Consider the following 15984-nt stretch of genomic DNA (forward strand, 5'->3'; position numbering starts at 1 on the left):
TCGTTAATTCACAGATCAAACCGGTGCACTTACATCACCAAGAGCCATACGGCACGCCGAACGTCTCGACGTATTTTTTGGAATTATCTGAGAGCGAATCGTATCGACCACCCGATTTGCCTTCGTATGGCCCAAGTGGGTCAACCTCGGCCTTCACTTGCGTGACCTCGATTGGTGTCAGACATGGGCCAAGCACCCACACTTTTGCGATGCCACCCGGCGCGAGACCGATTGCAATTGCTTTTCTGTAACCCGTCGTCCACTTACCTGTAGCTTCGCAATATGTTTTTTCAGCTGTACGCATAATCTCTCGGGTTGACTCAGGTATATCAATGCCGACTTGGTAAGTCTGCGGCTCCGCCAATGATTGCCAACGTACAAAAATCTTTTTTGGTAAATCTGCACCGATAACGTACTTGCCTTTCCCCCAACCCGATCTTTTTGGCCAGCCCTTTGGGTCGCCCGCATTATTTTTAGGAGTATGAATAGCGGAAACTCCGCTCATTGCCCGTCGATATACCTGCCCCTGCATATCGATAACATCTGCAGTTTCAATCCAAACTTCCATGTAGTCAGGAGCTGAAAAACCTAACCGCCAAGCGTCATATGGCAACGAACCTGCGTGTGCAAATGTTGAACCCACCAACAACATGGCGGCAAGCAGAAAGCGAGTAAAACTACTCATTTGGATGAACCGTCCGTAGCAGGTTATCATTGGGGCGATTAATGAAAAGTATGCCAAGATCACTGTTGTTTAATCCCTTCGCAGCATTCCAGTTATCAGACAGATGAACATAACGCTGAAACAGCAGCTGTTCTTGTTGCAGGGTCAGGCCGATTGTTTTGCTTTTGCCCAATGCGTATGCCATTAACTTTTCAGAAATCTCACCTAGTTCCGTCGGTAGAGCAAGTCTCGGATCGTTATCAGAAATTTCCCCGAATGGGACGTCATTATCGATAGCCAGCTCACGCATAATCCGCAGATAGACCAATGACAGCTCACTACGCACTTCGCGTTGGCTGCTTACTGCCGCATAGACATGCTTTTTGGGGGTTCGATCATCTCTGTCCATGCTGTTAAAATTTACCTCCCACGTCCGAAGTTCGAGAGGCAAATCGTACTGAGCCATCTGGTCTTGGATGCGGCGAAGATCCTGCTGTGCGAGTTTGTAACTATTAGCTTCGGTCGCCAATGATCTCCGCTCGACGTCGCTTCGGCGTGGCTTACTAATCAGCACTTTTTCAGTGGCTTTTGGTAGATAGCCTCCCCCTAGATCAGAATGAACGCCGGGCAGAATGATGTCTGCGGCCCCTGCGCTGTTTAACGAAAAGTTATATCGACGCTCGTTTTTTGCGACAAGGTGCACAATTTTTTTTGCAATATCTGGGCCTAAGGCAATATTAATACCTGGATTCCACGAGCCATGACCGCCGAAATCGAAAATCAATGGATTTGCCACAGCAGCGACAGTGTCAAAAATACCGATGAAATTGATTGAGACGTCTGTTTTTGCTTGCCACTTGAAGGCGTCTGCCAACGCGGGGGAACCCGAAGGTAGCTCTTTTGCAATAATACTTTTCTCACCCTTAAGAACTTCATTCGCAAAGTCACGAGCCGCCGCCGCACCGCGACTGAAACCGAAAATATCGAACTCGATCTTTTTCACGCGTTTATCTGGATTGTTATCCCGGAAGACTTTAATTGCTTCCAGGAACTTGCTCGGTACTTCTTCAACTCGGCTCCTGACTCCCATCGTCCCTATACCGGTGGCTTGAGAAAAAAGAGAGTCTTCTTCGGTGCTACTCGTGCCAATTCCATCCACATAAATAGGAATGCTCGCTTTTTCTGCTTCAGCAGGAAGCTCTTTATCCCCTTGGTTGAGGTAAAGGTCATACAACCGAGCCACATTACTAACGTCATTCCCATAACTGTTATCGGGCGTGCTACCGTTGCCGTCATAGCCATGAGACGCGCAGAACTTGCGGATTTCCTCTGCGAGATCCTGCAGATTCACATCCGGTGCGTAGCAGCCATAAACCCGCTCACTATTACTACGATTGTTCCCTGTACCATCGAAAAAGACCCCAATCCGCAGGGTAATGTCTTCGATTTCGACTTCCTCTTCCTCTTCCTCGAGTTCTTCATCTGCCACCATTGGCGCGGTTATTGCTGGAGTCGCTTCTGGGACAAGGCTAGATTTGCCCATCGGTGGTGCGTTGAGGAGTTTGCCCTTGGCATCTGCTGCCGCTAGCCCAGGGATGAGCGGCGTCAGAATCCCAATCCCTGCCCCCACGCCCGGCGCACCACCGGTATTCACCTTCACCTCAGCGCCGCTAATCGTGACACCACCGGCATCAACCTTCACAAAACTCCCGCCTGCCTTGGCGGTGAGTTCCATGCCACCCTCAACCACCACCTTGTCACCAGCGTGATAGTGAATCTCCGTCCCAGCCTCCACAAACTGGCCAGTCCCAACCTTCACATGCTGCGTCACTCCCACCGTCAGGTGATCATCCGCGCGCATTTCGCTGATGCGGTCCAGATGGGTGATGCGGTGTTCTTCGACCTTGAACTCGCTCAACACGTTAGCTTCAACAGTGTCATGCCGTTCGTTGCCGACGCGGATTTTCTGGTCGTGTTCGATGTTTTCGTCCCAGTCGCGCTGGGCGTGGATGTAGATCTGTTCGGCGCCTTTTTTGTCTTCGATGCGGAATTCGTTGTAGCCCTTGCCGCCCGGGGAGCTGAGGGTTTTGAAGGTGCTGCGGGTCTTGTTGGCCGGCAGGTCGTAGGGGACGACGTTTTCCTTGTGGTACAGGCAGCCGGTGACGAGGGGCTGGTCGGGGTCGCCTTCGAGGAAGGTGACGAGGACTTCCATGCCGATGCGCGGGATGGCGATGCCGCCGTAGGCACTGCCTGCCCAGCCGCTGGCAACGCGCATCCAGCAGGTGGTTTTGTCGTCGGACTGGCCGTCGCGGTCCCAGTGGAATTGGACTTTGATGCGGCCGTACTGGTCGCAGTGGATTTCTTCACCGGCGGGGCCGGTGACGACGGCGGTCTGGCTGCCGAGGACTTTCGGTTTCGGGTGTTCGAGGGCAGGGCGGTAGTGCGCGTCCCACGGGGTGGCGAGGAAGCTGTTGCGGTAGCCCTGGTGGAAATCGCTTTTGTTGTCGGTGACGTCGCTGGTGACGTTTTCGCCGAGCACTTGCGGTTGTTTGCCTTCGTGGAAGACTTCCAGCAGCAGCCACAGATCGTTCCACTCGGCGCGCGGATGTTCGGCGAGTGTGAGGAAATGGCCGCTGGTCAGGGTCGGTTCATCACCTTTGCCTTCGGCGAGTTTGTAGTCGCTGCGATGGCGTTCGAGGGCGCGGGTCGAGAGGAACTTGCCGCGCTCGCGGGTGGTGAAGCGGCCTGGGTAATCGTAGTCTTCCAGGTCCGGGGCAAACTCGGATTTCGCCGCGCCTTCGGGCAGCAGCTTGGGTTTTTCGAAATCATAGTCGCGACGGCTGACGCGGGTGGTGCGGGTTTCCAGGCGCAGGTTGAAGCGCTTGATCACCGGCTTCTCGGCGGCCATGCCGGAGTCCTGCTGGTAGCTGACCGGCTTCAGTTTGCGGAACACCGTCTGATCGTCGCCGAACACCAGTTTGTGGCCGCTGCTGCTGTGCTGGAAGTGGAAGTGAATGCCTTCCTCTTCGCACAGGCGCTGAATGAAATGCAGGTCGGACTCATCGTATTGCACGCAATACTCGCGTTCCGGGTACTCGGCGCCGAGCTGGAAGCTGTAGGCGTCGGAGAGAATGCCGCGATCTTCCAACACCTGGGCGATGATTTTCGGCACCGTCAGTTGCTGGAAGATCTGCTGATCATGGTTGTGCTGCAGATAGGCCAGTTGCGGCACCAGGCTGATGCTGTAGCGGGTCAGGGTCTTGCCGGAGTCGCCCTGCTCGATGCGATAGACCTGGCCGTGAATCTTGCCTTCGCCGGTGGCGCCGAAGGTCAGGCAGGCGCGCTTGTGCAGCAGCTCTTCGAGCTTCAGGTCGGGGCGGGCGCTGACCAGTTCGAGGTCGAAACGGAACGGTTCGTTGAGGGCTTCGCGACCGGTGAAGCTGAGGACTTGCAGGTCGGCGTTGGCGTCTTCGATCGAGAGGGTGATGTGGGTTGCATTGGCGTCCAGCATGCCTTGAATTCCGTCCGTTGAATAAGCAGGTGATGGATGTTGCAGGATTAGACGGCCTCATTCAAGGCGCAAATGGCGTAGGTGTGGGGCGTCAGTGCCATAGGGAAAACCCTTAGGAGGGCGATTTGGGTCAGTGAAATCGGGCCTTTCATAGACTTTGATGGTGTTTGAGAGATTGCCATCGCGGGCAAGCCCGCTCCCACAGGTTTCTCCGGTGTACACAAAATCGGCGTTCACTAAGGTCCTGTGGGCCTTGCCCGCGATGGCGTCTTCAACACCGCTACAACCAATGCCAGAACCGGCTCCAGAACCCGCGATTCAAGTCTTCCTTGCACCCGGCATATTGCTGCGCATACAGATCCGAACGGTTCTGCACCTTGCGCGCGGTCGGCGGTAGCCAGGCTTTGCTCGCGTACGTCTTGTTGCGGAAGCCGCCCCAGCCTTCGTGGTAGTTCAGGTACTGGTTATAGGCGTCGTATTTGTACACGCCGTTGATCGAGGTGGTCTTGTCCATGTACCAGCCGACGAAGTCGATGGCGTCGTCGAAGTCTTCGCGATCGGCCCAGTTGCGGCCGGTGCTTTTCTGGTAGTCGGCCCAGACTTCATCCTTGGCTTGCGCGTAACCGGAAGCGGTTGAGACGCGGCCCCACGGAATCACCCAGAGCAGGTATTTGCGCGGCGTCTTGGCGTCGTAGCGGTAGCCGGATTCCTGATACATGATCGCGAACGGCACCTGGATCGGCACGCCCCAGCGTTTCTGCGTGACTTGCGCAGCGTCGTACCAGTCGCTTTTCTCGCGGAAGATTGCGCAGATGTCTTCCGGCGAGCGGGGCGGCGAGGTGCCGCAACCGCTCAGCAGGGTGGCCAGGGTCAGGAGGGCGAAGATGTGCCTGTGATTCAAGAGCTGTTTTCCGTCGTGCGCAAAAAGGCCGACAGTCTACGCGCTCAGCTCAATTGATGACGATAGGGCAGATCCGGACCGGTTTTGCTGCAAGTCAGCGCGGCGGCTTGTACGGCGAACCTGAGCATGCCGTCGATTTGCTCTCGACTGAGCTGCTGCACGCCTTCTACCGAGTCCAGCGAGTGCTCGGTCAGCCAGGTGATCAGCGCGGCCTGGAAGGTGTCGCCAGCGCCTACCGTATCGGCAATCTTCACCGGATTCGCCGGTACCGACCACGAGCCATGGGCGCGACTGAACACCGTTGCGCCGTCGCCTCCGCGCGTCAGGAAGACGATCTGGCAGCGATGCTCGAGCCAGCCTTCAATCACGTTTTGCGGATCCTGCTCGGGATAGAGCAGGCTCAAATCCTCGTCGCTGACTTTGATCAGATCGGCCAGTTGCACCAGTGTGGCGATGCGCTCGCGCCATAGCCCGATGTTGGGCTCGGGATTGAGGCGCACGTTGGGGTCGAGGCTGATCAGGCGTTTGCCGCTTTCGCGCCGGACCAGTTTCAGCAACGTGTCGCCAATCGGCTGCACCACCAGCGAAAACGAGCCGATGTGCAGGCCGCGAACCTGGTCGCCGAGTGTCGGCAGATGCGCCTCGCTCAATTGCCGATCTGCACAACCCTCGCCGCGAAAGCTGTAATGCGGCGAACCATTGGCGCCCACGGCAACCATCGCCAGGGTAGTCGGCGCGGCGAAATCCACCAGATAATCCGCACGCACGCCTTCGTCCTGCAGCACTTGCTGCAAACGGCGGCCGAGGTAGTCGGTCGACAAGCCGCCGAACAGCGCCGAGTCCACGCCCAAACGCCGCAAACCGACGGCGACGTTGAACGGCGAGCCGCCGGCAATCGCCTTGAAATTGACTTTCGAGGCCAGACCGCTGGCATCGTTTTCGCTGAAGAAATCAAACAGGGCTTCGCCACACACCAGGTACATAGTTGTTTGCTCGTTATAGGGTTGCGACATGCTGTTGATAGCGTTCGTAGGCCTGCTGGAACGCCGCGACATTGGCGGCGATCGGCAGGGTTTCGCTGCGCGCGTCGAGTTTCACGCAGCGCTCGCACAGCTCGGCCAGGGACACATCATCGCCGTTAGAGCGCGACGCGCACCACGCCGCTTGAATCGCCGCACCCAGTGCGGCGGCTTCGCTTTGCTCGGTGCAGATCACCGGGGCGTTCATGATGTCGGCGACGATCTGGCGCCACACCGCGCTCTTCGAGCCGCCGCCGATCAGGCAGATGCGCAGGCTTTGTAAACCATTCTGGCGGAGCAAATCCAGCCCGTAACGCAAACCGAAGGTTGTGCCTTCGACAGCGGCGCGGCACAGGTTGGCTTGGGTCAGGTTGTCCATGGTCAGGCCATGCAGGCTGCCGGTGGCGTGGGGCAGGGCGGGGACGCGCTCACCGTTGAGAAACGGCAGCATGCTCACGCCCTCGGCACCGATGGGCGATTGCGCGACCAGTTCGTTGAAGGTCGGCAGATCGAGCTTGAACAGTTCGCGAATCGCACCGGTGGCGTTGGTCAGATTCATCGTGCAGATCAGCGGCAGCCAGCCGCCGCTGGAGGAACAGAACGTGGCAACCGAGGCATCGGCGCTGACGTTCGGCTCCTCCGAATAGGCGTAGACCGTGCCGGACGAGCCGAGGCTCATGGTGATCGCGCCGGGCTGGATATTGCCGGTGCCGATGGCGCCCATCATGTTGTCGCCACCGCCGCTTGAGACCACGGCGTTGGGGTTGATGCCGAGTTGCCGGGCGATTGCCGGCAGGATAGTGCCAACGGCCGCGTGCGCGTCGATCAGCTCCGGCAGCGCGGCTTGCAAACGTCCGCTGGCGTCGATGTCGCGCAGGATCTGCCCGTCCCACTGCCGCGTGCGTACGTTGAAGTAGCCAGTGCCTGATGCATCGCCGTATTCGCTGCAGGCGCGGCCGGTGAGCCAATAGTTCAGGTAATCGTGGGGCAACAGAATGAGTGCGATGCGTGAGAAGACGTCGGGATGCTGCTCTTTGGTCCAGAGCAGTTTCGACACCGTATAGCCCGGCGCAATGACCACCCCGAGGCGTTCCAGCGAACCTTGCTCGCCGCCCAGTTGCGCGAGCAATCGGTCGTTTTCCGGCGTGGTTTCGGTGTCGCACCACAGCTTGGCCGGGCGCAGCACGGCGCCTTGCTCATCGAGCAAGACCAGGCCGTGTTGCTGGCCGGAGACGCCGACGCCGAGTATCGCCTGGCCGTCGACATTGGCCGCTTGCAAGGCCTGGCGAGTGGCGATAACGAATGCGTCGAGCCACTGCTGGACGTCTTGTTCGCGGCGGCCGTTGGCACCGCTGATCATCGTGTGTGGCGCCGCGCCCAGACCGAGCACCTGACCGCTGTCGGCATCGAGGATAATCGCTTTGGTGCCTTGGGTGCCGCAGTCGATACCCAGGAAGAGCTTTGTTGTTGTCATGAAAACTCCACGGCTGCTCGTCCCCATGCTCTGCGTGGGAACGCCTCAATGGACGCTCTGCGTCCGCTTTTGATGGGACGCGGAGCGTCCCGGGCTGCATTCCCCTGTAGAGCGTGGGAACGATCAGGTCGCGAGAACTTTTTCCAGCGTTCGCGTAACCCCAACCTCGCGCAGACTCTGGCAGCACCACTCGAACGCTGCAACAAACTCTGGCGACTCCGGTATCGCCGTGCCGAAAATCTCTTCCACGCCCAGCAGCCGCTCGGTGATCAGCTCATCGTCCGCCACCAATCCCTGAACGAAAGCCGCTCGCGGATCCGGAATCGAATAGGTATCGCCATTCTCATCCACACCCTGCAAATACAGCGCCCACGCTGCGACTACTAGCGCTGCACGCTTGGTCTCGCGGCCATCGGCAATCAGCCGATTGATCGTCGGCACGGTGAACTTGGGAAACTTCGATGAGCCGTCCGAACACACCCGTTCCAGTTGATCGGCAATCGCCTGATTGGAGAACCGCGCGACCAGCGTGTCCTTGTATTCGCTCAGATCAATGCCCGGTACCGCCGCCAGTTGCGGCGTGACATCCAGGTCCATGTAGGCGCGCATGTAGCGCACGAACAGCGGATCGTTCATGGTTTCGTGGACGAAGCGATAACCCTTGAGGAAACCCAGATAGGTCAGCGCCAGGTGACTGCCGTTGAGCAGTTTGATCTTCATTTCTTCGTAGGGCGAAACGTCGTCGGTGAACTGCACGCCGACCTTTTCCCAAGCCGGGCGGCCGTTGACGAATCTGTCTTCCAGCACCCATTGCACAAACGGTTCGCAAACCACCGGCCAGGCATCGTCGACGCCGTGTTTGTCGGCCAGTTGCAGGCGATGCGCGGTGCTGGTCATCGGCGTAATGCGGTCGACCATGGCGTTGGGGAAACTGACGTTCTGATCGATCCACTCGCACAGTTCCGGGTCGCGCAGTGCAGCGAAGGCCAATAGCGCTTTGCGCGCTACGGCGCCGTTGTGCGGCAGGTTATCGCAGGACATCAGCGTGAACGCCGGAACGCCCGCCCCGCGGCGTTTGGCCAACGCGGCGCAGAGGAAGCCGAACACGGTGGTCGGTGCTTCGGGATGCGCCAGGTCGTGTTGAATCTGCGGCAGATGCGCCATGAACTCGCCGTTGCTGTCGTCGATGCAGTAACCGCCCTCGGTGATGGTCAGCGAGACGATGCGGATTTGCGGCTCGGCCAGTTTGGCGATCAGCGCCTGTGCGTCATCTTCAGCCAGCAGCATGTCGCGAATTGCGCCGATGACGCGTACTTCGGTGTCATCGCTATCCCCCAGTTCGAACAGGGTGAACAGGTAATCCTGCTCGCGCAGATCATCGCGGGCACGGCGATCTTCCGGGCGCAGGCCAACGCCGCAGATTGCCCAGTCCAGCGCTTCGCCAGTGTTCATCAAGGCGTCGGTGTAATAGGCCTGATGCGCGCGGTGGAAACCGCCGACGCCGATGTGGGCGATGCCCTGACGCGTGTCGCTGAGGCTATAGGCCGGCAGTTGGACTTCGGCGGAGAGGCGGTTGAGATTCTGTTGGTTGAGTTTCATTGGATAGTCTCGAAGTCAGGCGGCAGCGCGCAGTGGACGGATCAGCGCCACACCTTCAGCGTCGAACAGATGGCAGTGAGCCGGATCCAGGCGCAGGCTCAATTGCTCGCCGTAACGGCTGGCCAGGTCGCCGCGCACGCGCATGGTCAGGGCTTCGCCGGCGCTGGTAGTGACGTGGCAGAAGGTATCGCTGCCGAGGCGTTCGCTGACGTCGGCAGTCACCTGCAGCGTGCAGTCGCCGGGTTGCGCCAGCTCCAGATGTTCGGGGCGAATGCCCAACGTCACCGCGCTGCCGACGCTGAGGTTGGCCGCGTTGAATGGCAGGGTGATGCGTGTGCCGGCGTCCAGCGAGACTTCGCAGCTGGAGCCGTCGATGCGGGCAATCTTGCCTTTGAGGAAACCCATTTTCGGCGTGCCGAGAAAACCTGCGACGAACAGGTTGGCCGGGTTGTGATACAGGTCCAGCGGCGAGCCGACCTGCTCGATTCTGCCGCCATTAAGCACCACGACTTTATCGGCCATGGTCATCGCTTCGACCTGGTCGTGGGTCACGTAGATCATCGTCGCTTGCAGGTCTTTGTGCAGGCGCAGCAGCTCCAGCCGCATCTGCACGCGCAACGCCGCGTCGAGGTTGGACAGCGGTTCATCGAAAAGGAAAATCTTCGGGTTGCGCACGATGGCCCGACCGATCGCCACGCGCTGACGCTGGCCGCCGGAGAGCTGTTTCGGTTTGCGTTCGAGCATCGGCCCGAGTTCAAGAATACGTGCCGCTTCGCCAACCTTGCGCTCGACCTCGGCTTTCGGCACGCCGGCCAGATCGAGGGCGAACGACATGTTCTTCTTCACGGTCATGTGCGGGTACAGCGCGTAGGTCTGGAACACCATCGCGAGATCGCGCTTGGCCGGGCTGACTTCGGTGATGTCGCGGCCATCGAGTTCGATGGTGCCGCCGCTGACCTCTTCAAGGCCGGCGATCAGCCGCAACAAAGTGGACTTGCCGCAGCCCGACGGGCCAACGAAGACCACGAATTCCTTGTCGTTCACCTCAAGGTCGATGCCCTTGATGATGGAAAAGCCTTCAAAGCCTTTTTGCAGATTCTTGATTTTCAGGTTGGCCATGAGATGGGCCTCCGCAATATTGTTATTCGTTTGAAGCCTTGCAGGCTTTTTGTGGGAGCGGGCTTGCTCGCGAAGGGGCCCTGTCAGTCACCATCAGTGTTGAATGACACACCGCATTCGCGAGCAAGCCCGCACCCACATGGGCAAGGTTTCGCTTTGAGATCATTTCACGGCACCAAACGACAGGCCGCGCACCAGTTGCTTCTGGCTGACCCAGCCGAAGATCAGTATCGGCGCACAGGCCAGAGTCGAGACCGCCGACAACTTGGCCCAGAACAGCCCTTCGGGACTTGAATACGAGGCGATCAGTGCGGTCAGTGGTGCGGCGTTCGACGAGGTCAGGTTCAGCGACCAGAACGCCTCGTTCCAGCACAGGATCAGCGACAGCAGCACGGTCGAGGCGAGGCCGCCCTTGGCGATCGGCAGCAGTACGCGAACCATTTCCTGCCATAGCGTCGCACCATCGAGGCGGGCGGCTTCGAGGATGTCTTTGGGGATGTCCTTGAAGTAGGTGTAAACCATCCAGACCACGATCGGCAGGTTGATCAGCGTGTAGATCACGATCAGCGCAATGCGTGTGTCGAGCAGGCCGAAACTCTTGGCCAGCAGGTAGATCGGCATCAGCACGCCCACCGGCGGCAGCATCTTGGTCGAGAGCATCCATAGCAGCGTGCCTTTGGTGCGCTGGGTTTCATAGAACGCCATCGAGTATGCCGCCGGCACCGCGATCAACAGGCACAGGGCGGTAGCACTGAACGAGATCACCACCGAGTTCCAGGCGAAGCTGAAATAATCGCTGCGCTCGTTGATGTGCAGGTAGTTCTCCAGCGTCGGCGTGAAAATGAATTGCGGCGGCGTGGCGAAGGCGTCGATTTCGCTCTTGAAACTGGTCATCACCATCCAGAAGATCGGGAAGAAAATCACGATCGCGATGGCCCAGGCCAGCGTGCCGAGCAGCAGGCTTTGCAGGCGGCGGGATTGTTGGAGCGTCATGGCAGGCCTCACGCTTTGTCAGTCAGGTTTTTGCCGATCATCCGCACCAGAATGATCGCGGCGATGTTGGCGATGACCACGGCAATCAAACCACCCGCCGAAGCCATGCCGACGTCGAACTGCACCAGCGCCTGGTTGTAGATCAGGTAGGCGAGGTTGGTCGAGGCGTAGCCGGGGCCGCCGTTGGTGGTGGTGAATATCTCGGCGAACACCGAGAGCAGGAAAATCGTTTCAATCATCACTACCACGGCAATCGGCCGCGCCAGGTGCGGCAGGGTCAGGTGCCAGAAAATCGCGATCGGGCCGGCACCGTCCAGGCGCGCGGCTTCTTTCTGCTCCTGATCCAGCGACTGCATGGCCGTCATCAGAATCAGGATCGCGAAGGGCAGCCATTGCCACGAGACAATGATGATGATCGACAGCAGCGGGTAGTGGGCGAGCCAGTCCACCGGTTGCGCGCCGAACAGCTTCCAGAGGTAGGCGAGGATTCCCGACACCGGGTGGAAGATCAGGTTCTTCCAGATCAGCGCCCCGACTGTGGGCATGATGAAGAACGGCGAGATCAGCATCACCCGCACCAGTCCGCGACCGAAAAACTCGCTCGCTTCGAGCAGCGCGCTGATCAACACGCCGAAGACCACGCTGATCAGCAATACACTGCCGACCAGCAACAAGGTATTGGTCGCGCCGGGCATGAAACCCGAATCCGTGAGGAAATAGGTGAAATTCTCGAGCCCGACGAATTCATTTTCACCGGGGTAGAGCAGGTTGTAGCGAATCATCGAAAAGTACACGGTCATGCCCAGCGGCACGATCATCCACAGCAGCAACAGCGCTACCGAGGGGCTGACCAGAAACCAGCCGGGATTGCGCACGCGCAGCTTGCGCTGGGGCGGCGACAGGTCGATGTGGGCTTTGGCAGTTGAAGTATTCATGGCGATCACAACCGAGTCATACAGACCTATGGAGATCCCCATGTGGGAGCGAGCCTGCTCGCGAAAGCGCTGGGTCAGTGTCATGTGTACTGGCTGACACGATGTCTTCGCGAGCAGGCTCGCTCCCACAAGAGGCAGGAGCAAGTCGTTCAGCGGTTACTTGGGATAACCGGCGCGCTTCATCTCGCGTTCCGAGGTCTGCTGCGCCGCCGCCAAAGCCTGATCTACCGTGGTCTGGCCGATCAGTGCCGCCGAGAACAGCTTGCCGACCTGAGTGCCGACTGCCTGGAACTCAGGAATGGTCACCAGTTGAATGCCGATATACGGCACCGGTTTCAGCGTCGGTTTGCTCGGGTCAGCGGCCTTCAGCGACTCCAGCGTCACCTTGGCAAACGGCGCGGCGCTCATGTACGCATCGCTGTAGGTCGAAGCGCGGGTGCCCGGCGGCACGTTGGCGATGCCATCGGTTTTGGCAACCAGCTCGCCGTATTCTTTGGACGTGGCCCAGGCGCTGAAGGTTTTCGCTGCGTCTTTGGCCTTGGAGCTGGTCGGAATCGCCAGCGCCCACGAATACAGCCACGCCGAGCCTTTGTCGGTGACCTGATGCGGAGCGAAGGTGAAACCGACGTGATCGGCGACCTTGCTCTGGGTCTTGTCGGTGACAAACGAACCGGCGACGCTGGCATCGACCCAGATCGCGCATTTGCCGCTGTTGAACAGAGCGAGGTTTTCATTGAAGCCGTTGCTGGATGCACCCGGCGGACCGGATTTCTTCATGGTGTTGACGTAGAAGTTCAGTGCGTTTTTCCATTCAGGGCCGCTGAATTCCGGTTTCCACTGCTCATCGAACCAGCGAGCGCCGTAGGCGTTGGCGACCGTGGTGATCAGCGCCATGTTCTCGCCCCAGCCGGCCTTGCCGCGCAGGCAGATGCCGTACTGCTCTTTGTCTTTCTGGGTGAGCTTCTCGGCAAACCCGGCAATCTGTTCCCAGGTCGGACGCTCCGGCATGGTCAGCCCGGCGTCCTTGAACAGGTCGGTGCGGTAATAGGTGATCGAACTCTCCGCGTAGAACGGCAGCGCATACAGCGAACCCTTCACCGACAGGCCTTCGCGCACCGATGGGAAAACATCGTCGAGGGCGTAATTGGCCGGCAGGTCTTTCATTGGCTCCAGCCAACCCTTGCCGCCCCAGAGTGCCGCTTCGTACATGCCAATGGTCAATACGTCGAACTGCCCGCCCTGAGTGGCAATGTCGGTAGTCAGGCGTTGACGCAGGACGTTTTCTTCCAGCACCACCCAATTGAGCTTGATGTCCGGGTGTTCGCTCTCGAACGTTTTCGAGAGTTTCTGCATGCGGATCATGTCGCTGTTGTTGACGGTGGCGATGGTCAGGGTCTGAGTGCCAAGGCTGATGCTGCTGAGGGTCATACAGGTGAGAGCGAGCAGAGCTTTTGCAGTGGGTTGCATCGTGCACTCCTTTTCTGCCACCCGACGGGGCAGAAGGACGGTTATTGTTTTTGTGTCTTCCGAATGCAGGAAGAATCTGCGCTGATTACAGCCTTCAATGGCGGGGCTGACAAATCATCCCTAGCACTTTTGCCGATACTTTTTTGCACAGGGGGTTGGTTGAGTGAACGCAGAGAAGGGGCACGCAGCAGAAATGCTCTGGCGGATGCGTACAGGTTTCTGATGCAACATGTCAGCCTGTGGGAGGGGGGTGCTCCCGAAGGCGGTGGCTCAGCAACACAGATTTCGACAAGCCGCATTCGCGAGCAAGCCCGCTCCCACACAGGATGGTGGGTTGTCAGACGTGGTTCTGTTCAGTCAGGCGCTGCACCGCCAGGCGCCGGTAGTGCGAAGGCGTCATGCCCTTGAGTTGCTGGAAGCGTCGATTGAAGTTGGAAATATTGTTGAAACCCGACTCGAAGCAAACCTCCGTCACCGGTTTGTCGCCATCGGCCAGCAGCTCACAGGACTTGCTGATGCGCAGGCGATTGACGAATTCGATGAAGTTACGCCCGGTCGCCTGTTTGAATACCCGGCTGAAATAGGTCGGCGTCATGCCCAGGTGCTCAGCCACTTCTTCCAGCGAAATGTCCCGCGCGTAGTGGCTGAAGATGTAATCGACCGCGCGGTTGGTGCGGTCAATGTTGTGTTCGTCGGCGAGTTGCGGCGTGGTCGCGCCTGACAGCAACTGGAAATCGTCACTCGCCGCAAGCAGCTCCATCAGAATGAAAAAGTGCCCGAGACGAGTGATGCCGCTGCTGTCGGCGATCCGCTGCATGAGCGTCATGGCGTGGCGGATTGTGCGTTTGCAGCGGAACTCGATGCCGTACTGGGCTCGCTCAAGCAGTGGCGCCAGGCTTTTCAGTTCAGCGAAGATCTGATGGCCGCTCTCGAACAATTCGTCAGTAAAGTTGACCAGCATGTCGCGCTTCTCGACCACTTCGTCTTCGGCCACCTGGCTGATCCAGTTGTGCGGCAAGTTGGGTCCGGTCAGAAAGAGTGTTTCGGGATAGAAATTGCCAATGTAATCGCCAATGAACACCTTGCCGGAACTGGCGACAATCAGATGCAGCTCGTATTCCTTGTGAAAATGCCAGCGTACCAGCGGGCAGGGGAAGCCGTGCTGCCGGTAGATGATGGACAACCCGTTATGGTCATCCATCAATTCGTACGAGGGGTCGGTCACGCGAGCGGTTCGGGTCATGACGAGGCACTTTTCCTGTTCTCTGCGCAGGATCATGCCCGGTTTGCCACGCCCGGCGCCAGTCTGCAGGAGAGGCAGATCATGCCGAGCGTTGGTGCACCTTGTTCAAATTGGCCGTGCGGCAAAAATCCACTATTCGCGACTCCTCAATAAAGTCGACATTGATAATGTTGCACTTTTGCGCCCAGTCGCTTTTGTCTGGATCAAACCAGCCGTCCAGTTCGGTATGAATATCCACGGGCCCACCAAGGGCGCTGTAACTTGTTGCCGACAAGGACCAAAGCTCCCAATAGGCAGGCGGGTTTTTCAGTACCTGGCCGATGAAGTGCTGCAGTTCTTGAACGTTGGTCATATTGCTGCCGCTCCATTGGTGATTGATTTTGCCGACAAATACGCTTTCGCTGAGATCCCGGTGAGATTGCGCTGCTACCACAACACGTTGCTGTGGACTGATACGCTTCAATTGCTCGAGCGGCAAGTTGTGATTTCGCCGGGGAACGATGTGCGCACCCAACAAGTGAATGATCATTTGATTGAAATATACGAAGTCAAAGTTCGCGCCGTCCAGTGCATGGAAGTCAAGCACGATAAATTCGTCAGGATATTTTTTAAGGAAGTCTTTAACGTCTGTAAACAGGTTGCCGAGTGTTCGTGAATTACGGTAGCCCTCGTGATGTAGACGGAATTTACCCAGCCCTTCTGCCCCGTGATCATAGGAAAGGCGGATGTCCAGCGCTCTGGAGCCGTGATGGAGCTGATGGAAGAAAGTATCGTGCTGGCACGCCAGCCAATGACGCGGCGGGCTGAAAAAGGGATATGAAGCTTTCCAGTCGCTGCCCGCGTTGTGTGTGCCCGGAAGTGTCAGTTCCAAGAGCGATAAAGTATCAATGGCGGGTGTCGCGGTCATCCATTGATAAGTATTGTATTGATTGTTCATGAACGGAACCTGCATGGATTAATCGATATGCACCAACTGTATGGTTGGTGCGGCAGGTTGTTTATAAATAGGTGTGGCTTTGCTGCCAATGCAATGATTGATGCAAGTTGTTGTTGTATGAG

The 15984-nt window shown here is 58.2% G+C and carries 12 protein-coding genes; all 12 read right to left on the minus strand.

All coding sequences use genetic code 11. The features are described 5' to 3' along the window. Positions 1-34 precede the first annotated feature (34 nt). Entirely contained in the window at positions 35-685 is a 651-nt protein-coding gene (locus ACP7D9_RS02710) for a DUF2931 family protein (RefSeq protein WP_313001507.1), read from the minus strand. After that, positions 678-4175 carry a type VI secretion system tip protein TssI/VgrG gene (tssI, locus tag ACP7D9_RS02715; protein ID WP_426155520.1) on the minus strand — a complete coding sequence of 1166 codons (3498 nt, stop codon included), beginning with the start codon at positions 4173-4175 and terminating at the stop codon, positions 678-680. Before tssI ends, ACP7D9_RS02710 begins: the two co-directional genes overlap by 8 nt. A gap of 280 nt (positions 4176-4455) precedes the next feature. Further along, a complete protein-coding gene (locus ACP7D9_RS02720) occupies positions 4456-5076 on the minus strand; it encodes a hypothetical protein (protein ID WP_426155522.1) in 621 nt (206 codons plus the stop codon). A gap of 44 nt (positions 5077-5120) precedes the next feature. Beyond that, positions 5121-6059, minus strand: coding sequence for a carbohydrate kinase family protein (locus ACP7D9_RS02725; RefSeq protein ID WP_426155597.1), 939 nt, complete (start codon positions 6057-6059; stop codon positions 5121-5123). Positions 6060-6072: 13 nt separating this feature from the next. After that, a complete protein-coding gene (xylB, locus tag ACP7D9_RS02730; RefSeq protein ID WP_426155524.1) occupies positions 6073-7569 on the minus strand; it encodes a xylulokinase in 1497 nt (498 codons plus the stop codon). A gap of 123 nt (positions 7570-7692) precedes the next feature. Next, on the minus strand, positions 7693-9168 hold the full coding sequence (locus ACP7D9_RS02735; protein ID WP_426155526.1) for a mannitol dehydrogenase family protein: 1476 nt from the start codon (positions 9166-9168) through the stop codon (positions 7693-7695). Positions 9169-9183: 15 nt separating this feature from the next. Then, positions 9184-10287 carry an ABC transporter ATP-binding protein gene (locus ACP7D9_RS02740; RefSeq protein WP_426155528.1) on the minus strand — a complete coding sequence of 368 codons (1104 nt, stop codon included), beginning with the start codon at positions 10285-10287 and terminating at the stop codon, positions 9184-9186. A gap of 162 nt (positions 10288-10449) precedes the next feature. Next, complete coding sequence (locus tag ACP7D9_RS02745; RefSeq protein WP_101160473.1) at positions 10450-11280, minus strand: carbohydrate ABC transporter permease; 831 nt, start codon at positions 11278-11280, stop codon at positions 10450-10452. Positions 11281-11288: 8 nt separating this feature from the next. Next, the gene (locus ACP7D9_RS02750) at positions 11289-12215 is read right to left on the minus strand and encodes a carbohydrate ABC transporter permease (protein WP_313001886.1); all 927 of its coding nucleotides are present in this window, start codon (positions 12213-12215) and stop codon (positions 11289-11291) included. Positions 12216-12371: 156 nt separating this feature from the next. Next, positions 12372-13682, minus strand: coding sequence for an ABC transporter substrate-binding protein (locus ACP7D9_RS02755; RefSeq protein ID WP_426155531.1), 1311 nt, complete (start codon positions 13680-13682; stop codon positions 12372-12374). A 337-nt stretch (positions 13683-14019) separates the two neighbouring features. Beyond that, on the minus strand, positions 14020-14925 hold the full coding sequence (locus tag ACP7D9_RS02760; protein WP_426155533.1) for an AraC family transcriptional regulator: 906 nt from the start codon (positions 14923-14925) through the stop codon (positions 14020-14022). Between the two features lie 79 nt (positions 14926-15004). Beyond that, complete coding sequence (locus ACP7D9_RS02765; protein WP_426155535.1) at positions 15005-15862, minus strand: phospholipase; 858 nt, start codon at positions 15860-15862, stop codon at positions 15005-15007. Between the last annotated feature and the right edge of the window lie 122 nt (positions 15863-15984).

Source organism: Pseudomonas sp. TSRC2-2 (assembly GCF_049897785.1).
Taxonomy (GTDB): domain Bacteria; phylum Pseudomonadota; class Gammaproteobacteria; order Pseudomonadales; family Pseudomonadaceae; genus Aquipseudomonas.